This window comes from Clostridium sp. AF29-8BH (assembly GCF_003478145.1).
Taxonomy (GTDB): Bacteria; Bacillota; Clostridia; order Lachnospirales; family Lachnospiraceae; genus Otoolea; species Otoolea fessa.
Genome location: NZ_QUEL01000001.1, coordinates 235,069 through 253,162, shown reverse-complemented (window position 1 = coordinate 253,162; position 18,094 = coordinate 235,069). Strand labels below are relative to the sequence as shown.

Genomic DNA, 18,094 nt, shown 5'->3' with positions numbered 1-18,094 from the left:
CAAACTGCTTTATCTTTTTATTAAACCTTTCAGAAAATTCCAAACAAATTTCCCTTTTTATCAAAATGATACAACTCTTACAGGAAATCGCGAATCCGTTTGCTCCGGACCGGATTTCTTAATTTACGAAGTGCTTTTGCCTCGATCTGGCGGATACGCTCTCTCGTTACGTTGAATGCTTTTCCGACCTCTTCCAGGGTTCTCGGATGTCCGTCCTCCAGACCAAACCGGAGAATAATAACCTGACGCTCTCTCTCCTTCAGGTCTCCAAGCAATGCATCGATATGCTCACGCAGCATAACAGATTCTACATTCCCTTCCGGCGTTACCACGTTGCCGTCCGCTACGAAATCACCCAGATTGGAATCGTCTTCCTCACCGATCGGGGTTTCCAGGGAAGCTGGCTCACGTGCGATCTGCATGATCTCCATGACCTTATCCTCGGACATGCCAAGCGCCTCGGAAAGCTCTGCCACCGACGGCTCATAGCCCAGTTCCAGCGTCAGCTTACGCTGCATCTTGGACATCTTGTTGATCGTCTCTACCATATGCACCGGGACACGGATAGTTCTCGCCTGATCCGCCAGAGCCCTTGTAACAGACTGACGAATCCACCAGGTCGCATATGTACTTAACTTATAACCCTTTGTATAATCAAACTTCTCAACGCCCTTAATAAGACCCAGATTGCCTTCCTGAACCAGATCCAGGAAGCTCATGCCGCGTCCTGTATAGCGCTTTGCAATGCTGACAACCAGGCGCAGGTTTGCCTCAATCAGGCGCTCTTTTGCATTCACATCACCCTCTGCTTTGCGCTTTGCAAGGCGGATCTCCTCCTCCGCGCTCAGAAGCGGAACGGTACCGATCTCTTTCAGGTACATGCGGACCGGATCTTCCGTGCCGATTCCCTCTAACAGATCGATCGCATCCAGATCGATATCCTCTTCCTCGTTCTTGAGGAATTCATCATCCACATCATCATCGAGCATCGAATCATTTTCCTTGAGGATCGAATCATCGATCACCTCCGGAATGACATCAATATTATTCTGCTCCAGATAATTGTAAATCTGCTCCATCTGCTCTGTCTGCAGATTATCGCCCATAAAAAAGTTATTGATCTCTGTCACGTCCAGCGCGTTCTGCTTGGACTTTGCTAACTCTACCAGTTTCCTTAACTTACCTAAAAAATTTTCTTTCTCCACGAATTAACGTCCTTTCGATTTATTTCGCTTAGAAGTTTCTTTATATCTAACGTGATATTGTCCCTCGATTGTTTGTGTGCTTTTATTTCCCTGCACCTTTCCCTGCAATATCCCGAAAGTACATTATATACGATTAAATTCTATTTTTCAACAATTTTCGAAATTTTTCGATCTATTTCTATTTAGGCAGTTACTGTTCACGCATACGTGCCCAGTAACGCAATTTGCCGTGGCTTCGCATTTAAATACGGCAAATTCCTGCTGCCACCACGTTTTCTCACGGCACTTTCGGTTCCAAAAGTACCTACCCGCGAACCGTAACTTTAGGCACCCTGATCGCAATCTCTCTTGGTTTATTTTCAATCACGACCTCTGTCTGGCTTCCACCAAACTCACCGTCCAGCGACCAGTCCACCAGCTCCTCCGACTGTACCGTCAGTTTCGAGGTGCGGAACTTGAATACGCATTCATTTTCGCCCTCTCTCTGAATCAGATAGCCAGCAATACTTGCAATGTCAAGCGGCGTGCGCGGTTTCCGGACCAGAAGCACCTCAAACTCCCCGTCATCCAGCGCCACGTCCATACCAACCAGTCCTTTAAAACCTCCGATCGAGATCGTATTGGTCACCATTCCCAGAATAAATTCCTCTTCCAATTCTCTCTGCTCCCCCAGATGTTCCCACGTAAGGCGCATCCGGTAGGATTTAAGCCCTGTCAGGCGTTTGATAGCTTCCAGCATATATGCCTGATGCCCCAAAATATTTTTCGTCTCCTGCGGGGTCGAATAGGATACCTCCGTAAATGCTCCGAACGCCGCCACATAGACGAAATACCGGTTTTTGCCGAATACACCGACATCCACCAGAAATGGCTTTCCCAGCGCAGCTGTCTGCGCCGCTTTCCGCATATTTTTCGGAAGTCCCAGACTGGATGCGAAATCATTCGTGGAACCCGACGGGATATACCCTAACTCCGGACGCTTTTCCGGGGTGATCGTCATCAGCCCCGATACCACCTCGTTGAGCGTACCGTCCCCGCCGCTGCACACGACCAGTTCCTTCGTTTTCGCACGCGCCGCCTGATACTCCGCATCCTTCGGGCCCTGCGTAATATAAACAGACGGTCCATAGCCCGCCTTTACAAAACTATCTAAAATTTCAAGAAGACGACTTCGAATCTGTTCTTTGCCAGATCTCGGATTGATGATAAAAAGCATTTTTTTCATAATCGCCATTTCTCCTGCTCCCCCACACTAACAGTATTTCATATTAATATATTTGTATACACGCGAAATGCATTGGGGATCGGATAGCGATCCTGCAGCTGTGCCCGGCACACCATCAAAACTGCTTTATCCTGATAACCGGATGCCCGTTTCAGGCGGATTCTGCGTCCGCACATATGCCATTCAACATGGGAAAAAATGTGGACTGCATCCGGCAGATCCTCGGTTTCCCTGATATCCGCCTCCGCGATCCCCAGTTCTTTCGCTGCCTCCGCCGCACTCTTTTTTCCGTCCAGATTGACATATTCGTAGAGGGACGCCAACAATCCCTTGCTGCTGCGCTTGCGGATCGCCACCGTATCCTCCCACTCAATCAGGCAGACCGTTTTTTCCTCGATCCGGCGCGGCTTTTTCGGCGGCTTGACCGGATATTGCTCCTCCTCTCCCCGCCGGTGCGCCAGACAAAGGGATTCCAGCGGGCACTTTTCACAGAGCGGACGTCCGCCCGGGATGCAGACAAGCGCGCCCAGCTCGATCCATGCCTGATTATATTCACCTGGATGAAATAGCTCTTCTGACCGTGATGCCGTTGAAACCTCACCGGCATCATCACCGGCTAACAAATAGGAATCTCTTTCCTCCGTCCGGCGCACAAGTTCCGCCTCCAGGCGCCGCTCATATTTCTTTCGAAGCGCCGGCTTCGTGCTGTCCTGTGGGTCAGCAAACAGGCGTGTCAGAACACGCACCACATTTCCATCCAGCGCCGGAGCCGGCAGATCATACGCGATCGACGCAACTGCCCCGGCTGTATAACTTCCGATGCCCGGAAGTTTCAATATCTCATCCCGCGACGCCGGCATCTGACCGCCGTAGTCTTCCATCAGGCAGACCGCTGCCTTTTTTAGGTTCCGGGCTCTGGAATAATACCCAAGTCCCTCCCACAGCTTCAAAAGCCGCTCTTCGTCCACCTGTGCGAGCGAGGTGATGTCCGGGAGTGCTTCCATAAAACGGGCAAAGTACGGTTTGACCGCCTCTACCCGAGTCTGCTGCAGCATGATCTCCGAAATCCAGACCGAATACGGTTCCGGATTCTCCCGCCACGGAAGGAGCCGCCGGTTTTTCCGGTACCAGGAGAGCAATGGAGCGCCGGATGCCGCCAGCCTCTCTTCTTCCGCATAAGGTATTTCCCCCTCTAAAGGCTTCAACGACGCATAAAAATCTTTATACATATCCGTAAATGCCCCGGACAGATACCTCTCCTGAGATCACCTTGCATACCTTTCCGTCTTCTGTGCGGACCAGCAGTTCGCCCATCTCATCAATTCCAAGCGCCATGCCCGTATACTCATTGCCCGGAGACAGGACGCGCACCTGTGTACCGCAGTTTGCCAGACGGCTGTTATAAACGTCCATCAGGGATTTCATGTTCTGGTTTTCCATGAATTTATCATAATATCCCTCATACGCACGCATGATCGCGGCGATAAGCTGGCTGCGGCGCACTTCTTTTCCTGTCTCCAGATACAGAGACGTTGCCACATCCCGAATCTCCTCCGGGAACTCGTGATTTGCCACGTTGATACCAATACCAGTCACGATATAATTAATACACTCTAATTCCGTGCTCATCTCGGTCAGGATACCGCAGACCTTCTTTCCATTGACGACGATATCGTTCGGCCACTTGATCTTTGCCTCCAGATCACAAACCTCCCGAATCCCGTCGGCAACTGCCAGAGCCGCCACCAGCGTCAGCATCGACGCGCAGGTCGGAGGAAGCTCCGGGCGCAGAAGCAGGCTCATCCAGATGCCGACGCCATGCGGCGCCGCCCAGCTTCTTCCGCGGCGTCCCTTTCCCATCGACTGATAATCCGCGACTGCCAGCGTACCGTGCGGGGCATCTTTCTCCGCCGCTTTCTTGATCTCGGTATTGGTTGAATCCGTCTCGTCAAAATATAAAATATTTTTTCCAGCCCACTCGCTGTCGATGCTGCTCTCCAGCTCTGCCTGGCTGAGAACATCGCCCAGGAAACGCAGCCGGTAACCGCGGTTCCGGACCGCCTCTATCTCGTATCCTTCTGTCTCCAACTGTTTGATAACTTTCCAGACTGCCGTCCGTGATACATTTAAACGCTCACAGATCTCCTGTCCGGACAGGTAATCATCCGTTTCTTTTAACATTCGCAAAACTTCTGTTTTCACTTTTATTACCCCCACCATATTGTAAGTGTACTGACAATACATAAAAGGAACAATCCTGCTCCCACTGCCATCAGGATCATTCCGCCGGTCCGCAGATGCTTTCTTCCCCTTCCCCGGCGATAGCGGTCATAGCCATTGGCAAAATTCAGTACCGCCGCCAGAAGAAAGATTACCGGAAACAAAATCCGGTTTTCATCCGGGTTCAGAAACGCAAGAACCGCAAATATCACGATCAATATACCCACTACGATATGAAGCATATCCAGGGCAAACGCGATATTCGCGCTTTTCTTTCTTTTTTCCTGCAGGTTCAACGCATCCACTCCTTACTTATATTCGCAAACAACAGCCTCATTCTTCATATAGCACATAGCTTCTTGCATATACCCTTTCATCAACATATATGGGTATACATATCACTATGGGATATTATACCGAATGTCCGCAAGCTTGTCAAAAAAGAAATCGAAAAAGGCTGCGGTTCCTGCTTTACATAACCACCAGCCTTTTCTTATACCTTCTTTTTATAACTTAGAGCCGCTCACTCCCGGCTACTCTGCCTTTTGACCATCCGCGCCAACTTCTGTCAGACCCTTTACCAGACCGGCAATGCCTGGATCTCGGACGGATGATGATCTTTGTTGCCTTGCCGTCCGCTGCTTTGGCAAATGCCTCCAGGCTCTTGAGCTGCAGCACTGCATTGTCCGCGCCTGCTTCCTTGATGAAGCGAAGTCCGTCTGCTTCCGCTTTCTGGACTTTGAGGATCGCTTCCGCCTCACCTTCTGCCTCGCGGATCATCTTTTCCTTCTGTGCTTCTGCACGCAGGATCGCCGCTTCCTTCTCTGCTTCTGCTTCCAGAATCGCGGACTCTTTCTTACCTTCGGCTACCAGGATCGTCGATTTCTTCTCGCCTTCGGCACGGAGAATGGACTCACGGCGCTCACGCTCTGCCTTCATCTGTTTCTCCATCGCATCCTGAATAGCTGCCGGAGGAATGATATTTTTCAACTCAACACGGTTTACCTTGATTCCCCACGGGTCTGTCGCCACATCGAGTGCAGCGCGCATCTTCGTGTTGATCGTCTCACGGGAGGTTAAGGTCTGGTCAAGTTCGAGATCACCGATGATATTTCGAAGGGTGGTCGCCGTCAGGTTCTCGATCGCCATGATCGGGTTCTCAACACCATACGCAAACAGCTTCGGATCCGTGATCTGGAAAAATACAACCGTATCAATCTTCATCGTAACGTTATCTTTCGTGATAACCGGCTGCGGTGCAAAATCTACAACCTGCTCTTTTAAAATGACTCTTTTTGCCACGCGGTCAATGAACGGCACCTTGAAATGCACGCCAACCGACCATGTCTCCAGATAAGCACCCAGACGCTCTACGACTAATGCCTGTGCCTGCGGCACAATCCGGATACAGGATGACAAAATCAGAAGTACTACAATTGCAATGACAAGAAAACTGATAACTGCTCCCATATTTCCTACTCCTCCTTACATTTGCTGACAATCAGCTTGACGCCGCTGACCGCCTGAATCTGTACCATCGTATCCTTCGGAATCCGGCTTCCATCCGCCGAGCGTGCCGTCCATTCCTGACCGGACACCATCGCCGTCCCTCTCGCCTCGTCGTTATCAATCTCTGCGGTTACCCGCGCTTTTTTACCCACCAGCGCGTCCACATTGGTCCGCACCGTCTTCTGATTGATATACCGGAGTGCCAATGGTCTTGTTGAATACAAAAGAAGGAATGAAACAACGACAAACACTGCCATCTGGATGTAAAGATTCACTCCCGCGATCGACAGGACACACGCAATCAGAGCGCCTCCAGCAAACCAGATCGAAGTCAGCGCCATCGACGCTGCTTCCAGCCCGATACACACTACAAACACCGCCAGCCAGACACACCATACTGCCATGTCATCCCCTCCTTCCATATAGGTCTTTTGACCCTGATATCTTAAAACTAGTATACAATATTTTCTGACATTTATCAACCAATCAGCTCTGTTTTTGAACTTACGGTTTTATTACAAACTTCTTAATGGAACATATCGATCTGCAGTTCAATTTATTTCTTCACAGTTCTCTATTTGCACAAACTATCCGGCTTAAAACATTGTTTCAAAAAATGCAATTTACTGCCGTCTCTGCCGTGCCGTCTCAAACAGCAGCACCGAAGCCGCCACCGCTGCATTGAGGGATTCAACTTTTCCAGCCATCGGAATCCTTACCCACGCGTCAGCAAGCGCCGCCGTCTCCTCGGTCAGACCATTTGCCTCATTTCCGATCAGGAAGCCGGACGGACCTGTATAATTTTCTTCTTCGTAGTTATGTTTTCCCTTTAAATGCGCCGCATAGAGGCGGATTCCCTGCTTTTTTACTTCCCCGATCGTCTGATGCAGGTCGTCCGTGTAGATAAACGGCACCCGGTAGATCGAGCCCATCGTGGAACGGATGACCTTCGGGCTGTAAATATCAGCTGAACCTCGGTCAAGAATGATGCCTGTCACACCCGCCCCCTCTCCGGCACGCAGGATTGTTCCCAAATTACCCGGATCCTGCAGCGTCTCCAGAATCACAAGCTCCGGTGCCTTTCCGTCCGGGCTATTTTTCAGCACATCTGAGAGCTGATAGGAAAACTGTTCCGCTACCGCCAGGATCCCCTGCGGTGTCTGGGTGTCCGACATATGGCGCATGACCTCATCCGTCACCGTCTCATACCGGCAGCCAGCCAGCAGTTTTTCTGCTCTTTCCCCCTGCTGGCGCAGAAAATTTTCCGACACATAGACTTCGCGGCGTCTCTCCACCGGCAGTTCCCCGAACATCTTCGGACCTTCCACCAAAAAGACGCCCTGTTCCCGTCTTGCTTTTGCTTTCTTTGCAAGCGCCGTCACCGCTCTGACACGGGCGTTGCCCGTGCTCGCGATCACAGGCTGCCTCCTGCCGCTTTCGTCTCCGGCACTCCGTAAACGCAATCCTCATCCAGTGTTTCCAGCTCCTCCAGCCACAGGCGGCTGCACGCATCGCTCGGCATACGCAGGTCGCCGCGCGGCGATACTGCAGCAGAACCTACCTTCGGACCATCCGGCAGGCAGGAACGCTTAAACTGCTGGTTGAAGAAACGGCGGTAGAACACCTTCAGCCATTTAAGGATCGTTTCCTTATCATAAGCACCGTCAAATGCCTGACGCGCCAGGCGGTAAATCTTGCCCGGACGGTAGCCGAATCTTAATATATAGTAGAGATAGAAATCATGCAGCTCATAAGGACCAACCAAATCCTCCGTTTTCTGTGCGATCTTTCCATCCTCCTCCGGCGGCAGAAGCTCCGGGCTGACCGGCGTATCCAGTACATCCAGCAGAATATCAGAAAGCTCTTTCTCGCCACAGGTATCTGCATAATAGCGCACCAGATGGCGCACCAGCATCTTCGGAACCGAGCAGTTGACACCGTACATCGACATATGATCGCCGTTGTAGGTCGCCCAGCCAAGCGCCAGCTCCGACATATCGCCGGTGCCGATGACAAGACCGCCGATCTTATTGGCAAGATTCATCAGAACCAGCGTCCTCTGGCGTGCCTGTGAATTTTCATACGTTACATCATGAACCGACGGATCCTGTTCAATGTCACGGAAATGGATAGTAACTGCCTCTCGGATATCGACTTCTTTCAAGGTTGCACCCAGCTTTTTCGTGAGCTGGCAGGCATTCTGGTACGTCCGGTCAGTCGTACCAAAGCACGGCATCGTCACAGACAGGATATTTTCACGCGGAATCCCCAGCAGATCAAAGGCGCGCACGGTTACTAAAAGGGCCAGCGTTGAATCCAGACCGCCTGAAATACCAACGACAGCATGGCGGCATCCGGTATGTTTGAGACGTTTTTTCAATCCCATCGCCTGGATCGAAAGGATCTCCTCGCAACGGCGGTTCCGGCTGCCCGCATCGTGTGGGACAAACGGGGTCGGATCGATCGCGCGCTCCAGCGCAAGCGGTTTCCGATCCAGCGTAAAGCTTACAAACCGGTAATCCTCACGGCCTTCTGTCTGATAGGTCGTCATCCGGCGGCGCTCACATTCCAGACGTTCCAAATCGATATCTGCGTAGATCGTCTGATTCTCAAATCGCGCTGACTCCGACAGGATATTGCCATTCTCAGCGATAATATTCTGGCCGCCAAAAACGAGATCCTGGGAAGACTCTCCCTCGCCCGCATTGGCGTAAATATACGCACAGAGCAGCCGCGCCGACTGACCGCTGATCAGACTTCTGCGGTACTCGCTCTTGCCTGTCACCTCATCGCTGGCAGAACAGTTGACGATCACCGTTGCCCCCGCCGACGCGTGTGCAATACTCGGTGGATTTAAAACCCAGACGTCCTCGCAGATCTCCGCCCCCACGACGAGATTTTCCACATTGTCACAGGAAAATAAAAGCTTCATTCCCATTGGCACCTGATAACCGTCCCAGGAAACGTCGATTATCTTTTCCCAGCCCGGGTTGAAATAACGTCCCTCATAAAATTCAGAATAGTTTGGAATCCATCTCTTCGGAACCAGACCAAGCAGCTTTCCATCCTGGATCGCCGCTGCCACATTGTACAATTTATTGTTGTATTCCCACGGAAGTCCTACAAATACAAGCATTGAATCGCCAGCTGTAAAGGCGATCAGCTTCCTAAGCTCTTCCTTTGCCTTCGCCAGCAGCGATTTCTGGATAAACAGCTCACCGCACGTATATCCCGTCAGCACCAGCTCTGGAAATACCATAATCGAAGCGCCCTTTTTGCGCCCCTCCTCTATCTGTTCACAAACCTGTTCCCGGTTGTACTCTACATCTGCCACCTTCACTTCCGGTGTTGACGCGGCAACCCGGATAAAGCCATCTCTTATCATATGGTTTGTCTCCCTTATAAATAATTTTTAAAAACATAGCAACTGTTCAATAGGTCTGCGCATTTACTGCGCTGACCGTACGAAAACATGGATCAGCAGGCAAAAATCCCATTGCCGTAGGCAATTTTAAATGGATTTTTGCGCGTGACTGTGAAGGTACTGAACAGTTACGAATTTATTGTAGCTGTCACTATACAAAAAGTCAAACATATATAAAAAGAGAGCCGCTTTTCCCCCACAGAAAGCAGCTCTCCGGTCACGTTCACAACCGTTACATTAAATAGTTTGATTGCTGTATGTAAATATACCACTCTTTTCCAATTTTGTCAACGTCACTTTTGTCATTTTGCACAATAAATCATTTTCTTTTTTCGACAAGAAAAAGCAATTTTCACAGTTCTTTTTTACAAATCTTTCCGCTTTCAGTCTTTGAAAACTCCTTTAGCAAGGCAAATTCGCGCGGGATCTCATAATCTGCCAGTCTTTCCGCCAAAAATTCCCAAATTGCCATATTGGTACAACCACATTTCCCGCTGTCACTTCCGACATTTTCTAGTATATCGGAATTTCAAAAGATTGCCAAACTTGTACCACTGAAGGTTTACAAATTGTTTTTCTTTTTACTCAACTGCCAGAACGGATATTTCACGATACCGGGTGTGTTATTGTTTTGTCGTTTTAAACGGTTGCTTTTCACTTCCGATAAATTTATAATAACGCCATAGGTTACAGTCTGAAACCAATCCCCGACGCAATGCGGATCTGGGGCGGACATTATAAACCGACACAGGAGGATACTGCCAAATGATTACCATTCAAAATCCGCTGACCTTTACTTCCTCTTATCCGCCCAAACGGTTAGGAGCTATCTCCGATCTGCTTTTTTTCGATATCGAGACGACCGGCTTTTCCGGCGACTACGCCTCGGTCTATCTGATCGGCTGCGTCTGGCACGACGGAAACACCTGGATTCTGACCCAGTATTTTGCCGAGACGAGGGATGCAGAGGAAGAGGTTCTCGACGCTTTTTTTGCACTTCTCCGGACAAAGCGCATCCTCGTCCATTTCAACGGCGACGGGTTTGACATTCCATTTCTGACGAAACGCTGTGTTTTTTATAAAAAGGACTGGAATTTTGAAGCGGTTGAAAGTTTTGATATTTATAAGAAAATACGCCCATTAAAAAAATTGCTGGGACTTGAAAATCTGAAACAGAAAAGCATCGAGCGGTTCCTCGGCATTGCCCGCGAAGATAAGTACAACGGCGGTCAGCTCATCGAGGTTTACGGTGAATATTTACAGACGCACTCTGAATTGCTGAAACACCTTCTGATTCTCCATAACGAGGATGACTTAAAGGGAATGCCGCAGATTCTGCCGATTCTCGCCTACCCGGACTTTCTGACCGGCGATTTTTCTTTCAAAGGTTCAGAAAGCCGTGATATCCCATATGCGGACGGAAACTCAGAAAAGCACCTGCTGCTTCACTATGAAAGTCCCGTCTCTCTGACAAGCGGATTCCAGTTTTCCATCGGTGATCTGGAGCTGTCGGCGGAAGGAAACCGCCTGACGCTCGACCTTCCATTATATTCCGGGGAGCTGAAACGATTTTACAACGATTATGAGAATTATTACTATATGATCTACGAGGACTGCGCCATCCACAAAAGTGTCGGTCAGTATGTGGATCGCTCCGCCCGCAAGAAGGCAACCGCCAAAACGTGCTACACCCGCGCAGCCGGGCTGTTTGTGCCGCAGCCGCTTCTTGCAGATGGCACTCCGATGTGGCATGAATGCCTGAAAGCAGACTATAAGAGTAAGCAGCTGTTTGTGCCGTATTCAGAACAGCTTTTCACAGATCCAGAGACGGCAGTGCTGTACTTACATAATTATCTGAGAGAATTGTCCTTATAAATTACAGCACCCGTCCACGCTCTCTTATCTCCCGGATCACGTGTCCCATCCGTTTTCTCCGGACTGCCTGTTCTTTCGCCCTCTCCCGTGCAAGCAGCGCCCGGATGAACGCAAAGGTTCTCTCCTCGCCCTGTTCTTTCAGCATCGTGAGGAGATATTCCAGCTGGTACTTCGTCCTCGGGTGCATCACGACAAAATCTCTTCCTCTTTCAAAGTATTCCCACGCACACGCATCCGTGTAATCTTTTCCCTTATAAACCTTCGACGCGGCAATCCGGTCCATTACCATCTCGATCAGGTAGCGAAGGGGCATTTTATTGCCGACAAGCCCCCAGGACTTGTCCGGTGCAAAATCGATCCAATATTCGAAATGATGTTTGTTGCGTCCCTTGTGGTGCAGCCATGCCGCCGAATAGCCCTTTTCTTCTTTTTCCGCCGCATTTGGGCTGCGGTTTCCCTGATAATATTTAACGCCGGTCGCAAATTCCTCCCAGGAATACTTGGACAGGTCGTGCAGAAGTCCCTGGCGGTACAGCCCTACCGCAAAGCAGTTTTTCATGACCTCGCATTTATGTTTCGTGATCGTCAAAAAATGATGATACGCATTGTAAATATAATTCATTTTCCTACCTCTTTCCCCTTTCCTTTCCTCCTATTTTACCCCCCGTATTCTGGTTTGACAACCCCACTTTCTTTCGCGGCTTTCTGGAAAATACCCGTTACTGGGCACACATGTGTGTACAGTAACAAATGCCCTTATTTTCCACAAAAATTTAACTATTTTTAAATGTCTGAATTTCCAGAAATTTTATGCGAAAACGTTTGACATCAATATGAAACTATGCTATTCTTGGAACAGGTCGTAAATCCATGCGGCCATCACTATTTTTTATATTTTTTTGGAGGTATCATATGAACAGAGGTACTGTAAAGTGGTTCAACAACCAGAAAGGTTACGGATTTATCTGCGACGAGCAGGGCAACGATGTATTCGTTCACTACTCCGGACTGAACATGGAAGGCTTCAAGTCTCTTGAGGAAGGCGCTCAGGTAGAGTTCGAAGTTGTTAACGGTGCTAAGGGACCGCAGGCTACTAACGTAACCAAGCTTTAATCATCAACTTTCCAGTGTACCTGTTTTCCAAATATGTTTGATATATATTTTGCGAATACGTTATATTGATCTAAGTAAAGTGATTATAAAAAGGGATACCGCTTCGGCAGTATCCCTTTTTCGTCACTGCTCACACATGTGTGAACAGTGACCTTTTTTCTGTCCTGCCATGCGGAACATATCCAAATATCCTTTTTCCGCACAGCAGCCATATCTATTATCTCATTTCTTTTTACTTCTTAGCTTTCTCGTACAGTTTTTTCAGCTCATCCACACTAAATTCATAGTGCTTGTTGCAGAACTGGCAGTTGACTTCGATGCTCTTGCCCTCGTCGATCATCTCCTGCAGCTCCTTGCCGCCGATGCTGATCAGCGCCTTTTCTACACGGCTCTTGGTGCAGTTGCAGGTAAACTGAATCGGCATCTTATCCAGAATCTCCAGACCAAATTGTCCTAAAATCAGCTCCAGAATGTCCTCCGGGGTCATTCCCTTATTTAACATCGTCGTCACCGGCTCCAGCTCACCGATCGTCTTTTCAAGTGCCGCGATCGTCGCTTCCTCTGCTCCCGGAAGCAGCTGGATGATAAATCCGCCTGCCTGGCGCACCGTATTTTCTTTATTCATCAGAACGCCCAGTGCCACGGAGGACGGAGTCTGCTCGGAGGTCGCATAGTAATAAGTCAGATCTTCCGCAATCTCACCCGTTACCAGGATCGTCTGTCCCACATACGGCTCTTTCAAACCGATATCCTGGATTACGCTCAAGACGCCGACTCCCAGCGCACCGCCCACATCCAGTTTGCCCTTCGCATTCGGCGGCAGCATTACCTCCGGGTGGAACGCGTAGCCCTTGACATTGCCGTTCTTATCAGCTGTCACCGTCAGACCGCCGATCGGACCATCGCCCTCGACCCGGATGGTTAAAAGATCACTGTCCGCTTTCATCATCGATCCCATCATGACCCCTGCCGTCATCAGGCGTCCCAGCGCTGCGGTCGCCACCGGGCTGGTATTGTGCGCCTGTCTGGCTTTCTCCACCAGATCGCGGGAAGTCGCCGCAAATGCGCGGATCTGACCATTCGCCGCCGTCGCACGGAGCATATAATCTCCGGTCTGTCCCGTTATTTCACCTGCTTTTATCTTTTCCATCATTTATACCTCTTTTCCATGTTCTCTCGCAACCACATAGATTCGGTCGCTCTCTTTTCGCGGCGCGTTCTTCGTAAATGCGTCATACGCCGCCACAAATTCCATGCCCGCCTCTGTGAGCGCCTTTTTTATCTCGTCCAACGACCACGCGCGCTCAAAATGCGTCTCCTGATAGCGGCGGTATAAGTCATCCTCCTCGCGGATAAAGAGCGTCAGATCGTAGGAGTTAATTTTCTCCTCTTCATCATACTCATTTTCCCAGATGAAGCTCCCCTCGTCGCGCACCTCCGCGATCGTCTCACTTCCCATTGCCTGAAACTTTGCCTCCGTGTTCAGGTCGAAAATGAACATTCCCTTCGGATCCAGATAATTGTTGACCAGCGAAAATACGTGCGCCAGATCGTCATAATCCAGAATATAATTCAGCGAATCGCAGATACTCACGACCGCCCGGACCGTCCCGTACAATTCAAATTCACGCATATCCTGCAATAAATACAGAATTGGCAGCCCGGATTCTGCCCGTTTTTCGATTGCTTCCTGCAGCATATCCTCCGAGACATCCACGCCGATCATATCATAGCCTTCCTTTGCCAGAAGCTCCGTCAGCGTGCCGGTTCCGCATCCCAGATCCAGCACCAGACCATCGTTGATCCCATATTCCTTTAAAAGAGAAGTCAGGTACCCGCACCAGTCCTCATAGGGAATATTATCCATAAACATATCATATACTTCCGCAAAACTCGTGTAAGCGTCCATTTAGCCTCTCCTTCTATATTGCCGATGCAAAAATGACTGCCATGCACCGAAAGCTTTCCCTTACTGCACAATCTCCTTCCGATGCCAGCACTCCCATCATAGCAATTTTTCGCCCTGTTTGCAAGAATAATTGAAAAAGCACGCGCAGATGACCAGGAATGGAGTAATTGTTCACAGGTAGGCACTTTGGGAACCGAACGTGCCGTAAGAAAACGTGGTGGCAGCAGGATTTTGTCGTATACACTAACTCTTGACGTTCCACGCAGAACTGACTATACTAGAGCGTATGAAAAATTTGACTGAAAAACAAAAACATTCCCCCATCAAAAGCCGCCGTTTTTACCGTCGGCAGATGTGGCTTCCGGCGCTGGTGCTGATCGCATCCATCCTGCTCCTGTGGCAGAATGCCGGGGAAAATTCACACTCCCCGCGGCCGATAAACAGCCAGTGCAAGTTTGAAGATTTTTATAACCCGGCTCAGCCCTATGTCTCGGTGAACGCTCCTTCCTTATATTATACAGGGTGCGCTGCCTACGATGGAAAGAAAGAGACCGGATATTATTATTACTCTCTGGAAAATGGAACCTGCCATTTCTATCTGCTCGATCCGTCTTCCGGCTATCCAGAGCCGCCCGAACGCAAAGCACTTTCATTAAACGGGCGTTTGATCCGCCTGAACGAGGATACCTATGAATCGCTTCTCCAGACGATGGCGGACAGTCTCTCCTGGACGGTGAGCTCCCTGCGGAACATGACTTCTCCTTATATCATATCCGCTCTGCCGTATCCCGCTCTGACGCATGAGGTATTTCATCTATTAGCCGGATGTGCGTTTCTGATCGCCCTGGTGGATCTGATCTGGCTTTTTTACCATTCACTCCGGCACCGCCGGGAGCCGCTGCAGCTTTCCGGTGAGGCACAGCAGGGGCAGCAGGATTCTTCCAGTGAGCAGCCGCGCACTTTGATTTCCCACCGCAGGAAAAAACATTGACAGACGATTCAAGCCATGCCGCTTTCCCTGGCATAGTCTGAACCGTCTGTCTTTTTTCGGCTGCTATTTCGTTTTTCTCTATTTCAGCTTATCAGATTATGCTTCTATCTGAATACACCGCGCCCAGTGTGTCCTTGAAAGTTGTACTGCCTCCGGTGACAGCGGCACATGGGCACACGCCTCTCTTCTCTTCGGACAGCGCTCATAAAAGATACACTTCTCCGCACTCTGCTTTCCTGCCTCCGCATCCAGTTCCATTGTATCCCCGCCGATCGCCGCTTCCAGCAGAAGTTTCGTGTACGGGTGCGCCGGATGCTCATAGATCTCTTCTGCCAGACCCTCTTCCACAATCACACCCTTGTAAATGACCATGACACGGCTGCAGAGCCCGCGCACGACGTTCAGATCGTGGGAAATAAAGAGGATGGTCATCTGCTTTTCGGCATGCAGCTTCAAAAGCAGGTTCAAAATCTGGGACTGGACCGTCACATCAAGCGCCGAAACAGGCTCATCCGCGATCACCAGGCGCGGATCCATGAGAAGTGCCACGCCGATGCTGATGCGCTGTTTCTGACCGCCAGAAAGCTCTCTCGGATGGCGCGCCGCAAAGGACTCGTCCAGTCCGACATTTTCAAGCATTTCCTTCACAAGCTGCCTGCGCTCTGTGCGGTCCCTGATGCCGCGCAGGCGCAGCGGTTCTTCCAGAATCCATCCGATCGTCCGCGCCGGGTTGAGCGATCCCGCCGGATCCTGAAATACCATCTGCGGACGGACGCCGTCACGCACTTTCACCTCACCCGTATAATTGTCGTGAAGTCCTAGGATCGTCTTGCTGAGCGTCGATTTGCCGCAGCCGCTCTCGCCCACGATCCCCACAATCTCTCCCTCTCTTGCCGACAGGTTCAGATCGTGAATTACGTGTTTTTTTCCTTTTTTACGGAACAGACCGCCACGCACATCGTAAAATACGTTCAAATCCGTCAGGCGCAGGATCTCCCCGCCGGAGCTTTCCCCTTTTTCTCCCTCCGGAATCGACGCCACCAGATGGCGCGTATATTCATGCTTCGGATGCAGAAGGACGTCTTCCGTCTGCCCTTCTTCCACGATCTCGCCCTTATAAACCACGATCACACGGCTGCAGAGCGCACGCACAACATTCAGATCATGGGAAATAAAGAGAATCGACGTTCCCTTGGTCCGGTGGATATTCCGCAGAAGCTCCAGGATCTGTGCCTGAACGACACAGTCTAACGCTGTCGTCGGTTCATCCGCAATCAGAAGACTCGGAGAATTGATCATCGCCTGCGCGATCATCACACGCTGGCGCATGCCGCCGGAAAGCTCATGCGGGTATTTACCGCACAGCCCCTCCGGGTCCGGCAGACCGACTTCTGAGAGTGCCTGCACCACCCGTTCATGGATCTCAGCATTTCCGAGTTTCGTATGGATCCGCAGGCTTTCCCCGACCTGCCGTTCGATTTTCAATACCGGATTTAAGGAGGTCATCGGCTCCTGAAAGACCATCGCCATTTTGCTGCCGCATAGCTGTCTCCGCTTTTCCGGTTTCATGGTCACCAGATCTTCTCCCTGAAAACAGAGCGATCCGGAGGCAATCTCGGCGTCCTTCGGAAGCAGCCCCATCAGTGCAAGCGCACTCATGGATTTTCCTGACCCTGACTCGCCGACTACTCCGACGATCTCGCCTTTTCCGATCGAAAAGCTGATGCCCTTGACTGCCTCAAAGGTCGAATTTCCTTCTGGAAAACGGATCGACAGATTTTTTATTTCAACCAATGGTTCCATCTTTTCGCCTCCTTACTGCTGCATCGAGCGCAGCCCCTCGCTCACCATGCTGAATCCCAGAATAATCAGGATGATCGTCACGCCCGGTCCGATCGCGTACCACGGCGCATTGAACAGGTACGACTGCGCTTCGTAAAGCATTCTCCCGAGACTCGCTCCGGCGGCTGGATTCCCAGTCCCAGATAACTCATACTCGCCTCCGCCAGCACCGCATTGTTAAATCCGATCGCTGCCGCCGTCAAAAGGCTGACCGCCGCATTCGGCAGAATATGAGCGAAAATAATCCGGATATGCCCTGCGCCAAGGATCCGCGCACTCTTGACAAAATCCAGTTCCCGGCACCGGATCACCTCACTGCGGACGATCCGGGCAAAACTCGGAATAAAAAGGATTCCCAGCGCCAGAATGATGTTGTAGCTTCCCGGCTTCGTCAGGCTGATGAAGATAAGCGCCAGAAGAATGCTCGGAAACGATAAAAGGATATCATTGAAACGCATGATCAGGTTATCGAAAAAGCCGCCGAAATAGCCGGTCAGCGCACCGACGATCGTGCCAAACACACACCCGATCAGAACCGTGCAGACTGCCACAAAAAAGGTGCTGCCGCTTCCCGCCATCACACGGCTCAAAATATCGCGCCCGAAGTTATCCGTTCCCAGCGGGTGTGCTGCACACGGCGCCAGATTGACTGCCATGGAGTCCATCGTCGTCGTCCCATACGGCGTCCAGAACTGTCCGATCAGGGCAACTGCCAGAAAGAACAGCGTGATCGCGCCCCCTATCATCAGATTATAATTCTTTCGTTTCATTCGTCTTCCCT

At 50.5% G+C, this 18,094-nt stretch carries 17 protein-coding genes and 1 pseudogene; 3 read left to right on the top strand and 15 right to left on the bottom strand.

Annotation, left to right across the window (positions count from 1 at the left end; all coding sequences use genetic code 11):
• Positions 1-77: 77 nt before the first annotated feature.
• The 9 genes and pseudogenes from rpoD to DWZ16_RS01075 all read right to left on the bottom strand — a co-directional run bounded on the left by rpoD (position 78) and on the right by DWZ16_RS01075 (position 9,541).
• Entirely contained in the window at positions 78-1,205 is a 1,128-nt protein-coding gene (rpoD, locus tag DWZ16_RS01115) for an RNA polymerase sigma factor RpoD (protein ID WP_022359808.1), read from the bottom strand.
• A 304-nt stretch (positions 1,206-1,509) separates the two neighbouring features.
• The gene (locus DWZ16_RS01110; RefSeq protein ID WP_118522128.1) at positions 1,510-2,430 is read right to left on the bottom strand and encodes a diacylglycerol/lipid kinase family protein; all 921 of its coding nucleotides are present in this window, start codon (positions 2,428-2,430) and stop codon (positions 1,510-1,512) included.
• Between the two features lie 38 nt (positions 2,431-2,468).
• Positions 2,469-3,659, bottom strand: coding sequence for an A/G-specific adenine glycosylase (locus DWZ16_RS01105; protein WP_118522127.1), 1,191 nt, complete (start codon positions 3,657-3,659; stop codon positions 2,469-2,471).
• Positions 3,652-4,632, bottom strand: a complete 981-nt coding sequence (locus DWZ16_RS01100) for a biotin--[acetyl-CoA-carboxylase] ligase (protein ID WP_118472057.1) — start codon at positions 4,630-4,632, stop codon at positions 3,652-3,654. Before DWZ16_RS01100 ends, DWZ16_RS01105 begins: the two co-directional genes overlap by 8 nt.
• 5 nt (positions 4,633-4,637) lie before the next feature.
• Complete coding sequence (locus tag DWZ16_RS01095) at positions 4,638-4,946, bottom strand: DUF6637 family protein (RefSeq protein WP_022359804.1); 309 nt, start codon at positions 4,944-4,946, stop codon at positions 4,638-4,640.
• 237 nt (positions 4,947-5,183) lie between these two features.
• Positions 5,184-6,120, bottom strand: a pseudogene (locus DWZ16_RS01090) (SPFH domain-containing protein).
• Positions 6,121-6,125: 5 nt separating this feature from the next.
• Positions 6,126-6,563: an NfeD family protein gene (locus DWZ16_RS01085; RefSeq protein WP_118468002.1), complete on the bottom strand. Its 438-nt coding sequence runs from the start codon at positions 6,561-6,563 to the stop codon at positions 6,126-6,128.
• Positions 6,564-6,782: 219 nt separating this feature from the next.
• On the bottom strand, positions 6,783-7,577 hold the full coding sequence (locus DWZ16_RS01080; RefSeq protein ID WP_118293277.1) for a TrmH family RNA methyltransferase: 795 nt from the start codon (positions 7,575-7,577) through the stop codon (positions 6,783-6,785).
• On the bottom strand, positions 7,574-9,541 hold the full coding sequence (locus tag DWZ16_RS01075) for an NAD(+) synthase (RefSeq protein ID WP_182427279.1): 1,968 nt from the start codon (positions 9,539-9,541) through the stop codon (positions 7,574-7,576). The genes DWZ16_RS01080 and DWZ16_RS01075 overlap by 4 nt, the downstream gene beginning before the upstream one ends.
• Before the next feature lie 807 nt (positions 9,542-10,348).
• Between DWZ16_RS01075 and DWZ16_RS01070 the strand changes: the two genes are divergently transcribed.
• Positions 10,349-11,458, top strand: coding sequence for a ribonuclease H-like domain-containing protein (locus tag DWZ16_RS01070; protein WP_118472060.1), 1,110 nt, complete (start codon positions 10,349-10,351; stop codon positions 11,456-11,458).
• Position 11,459: 1 nt separating this feature from the next.
• Here DWZ16_RS01070 and DWZ16_RS01065 read toward each other — a convergent pair whose 3' ends face one another.
• A complete protein-coding gene (locus tag DWZ16_RS01065; protein WP_022359798.1) occupies positions 11,460-12,080 on the bottom strand; it encodes a DUF5662 family protein in 621 nt (206 codons plus the stop codon).
• A 290-nt stretch (positions 12,081-12,370) separates the two neighbouring features.
• Here DWZ16_RS01065 and DWZ16_RS01060 point away from each other — a divergent pair, with 290 nt between their 5' ends.
• Positions 12,371-12,571, top strand: coding sequence for a cold-shock protein (locus DWZ16_RS01060; protein WP_022359797.1), 201 nt, complete (start codon positions 12,371-12,373; stop codon positions 12,569-12,571).
• Between the two features lie 232 nt (positions 12,572-12,803).
• On the opposite strand, the gene hslO is transcribed toward DWZ16_RS01060, so the two are convergent.
• Positions 12,804-13,724: an Hsp33 family molecular chaperone HslO gene (gene hslO / locus DWZ16_RS01055; RefSeq protein ID WP_333489824.1), complete on the bottom strand. Its 921-nt coding sequence runs from the start codon at positions 13,722-13,724 to the stop codon at positions 12,804-12,806.
• The gene (locus DWZ16_RS01050) at positions 13,725-14,480 is read right to left on the bottom strand and encodes a class I SAM-dependent DNA methyltransferase (protein WP_022359795.1); all 756 of its coding nucleotides are present in this window, start codon (positions 14,478-14,480) and stop codon (positions 13,725-13,727) included.
• Between the two features lie 286 nt (positions 14,481-14,766).
• Between DWZ16_RS01050 and DWZ16_RS01045 the strand changes: the two genes are divergently transcribed.
• Positions 14,767-15,471: a hypothetical protein gene (locus tag DWZ16_RS01045; RefSeq protein ID WP_107000168.1), complete on the top strand. Its 705-nt coding sequence runs from the start codon at positions 14,767-14,769 to the stop codon at positions 15,469-15,471.
• A 96-nt stretch (positions 15,472-15,567) separates the two neighbouring features.
• On the opposite strand, the gene DWZ16_RS01040 is transcribed toward DWZ16_RS01045, so the two are convergent.
• The 3 genes from DWZ16_RS01040 to DWZ16_RS01035 are packed head-to-tail and all read right to left on the bottom strand — an operon-like array spanning position 15,568 to position 18,083.
• Positions 15,568-17,274: an ABC transporter ATP-binding protein gene (locus DWZ16_RS01040; RefSeq protein WP_118522125.1), complete on the bottom strand. Its 1,707-nt coding sequence runs from the start codon at positions 17,272-17,274 to the stop codon at positions 15,568-15,570.
• Positions 17,275-17,286: 12 nt separating this feature from the next.
• Complete coding sequence (locus DWZ16_RS16420) at positions 17,287-17,415, bottom strand: hypothetical protein (protein ID WP_412693814.1); 129 nt, start codon at positions 17,413-17,415, stop codon at positions 17,287-17,289.
• Complete coding sequence (locus DWZ16_RS01035; RefSeq protein ID WP_412694259.1) at positions 17,352-18,083, bottom strand: ABC transporter permease; 732 nt, start codon at positions 18,081-18,083, stop codon at positions 17,352-17,354. The genes DWZ16_RS16420 and DWZ16_RS01035 overlap by 64 nt, the downstream gene beginning before the upstream one ends.
• Between the last annotated feature and the right edge of the window lie 11 nt (positions 18,084-18,094).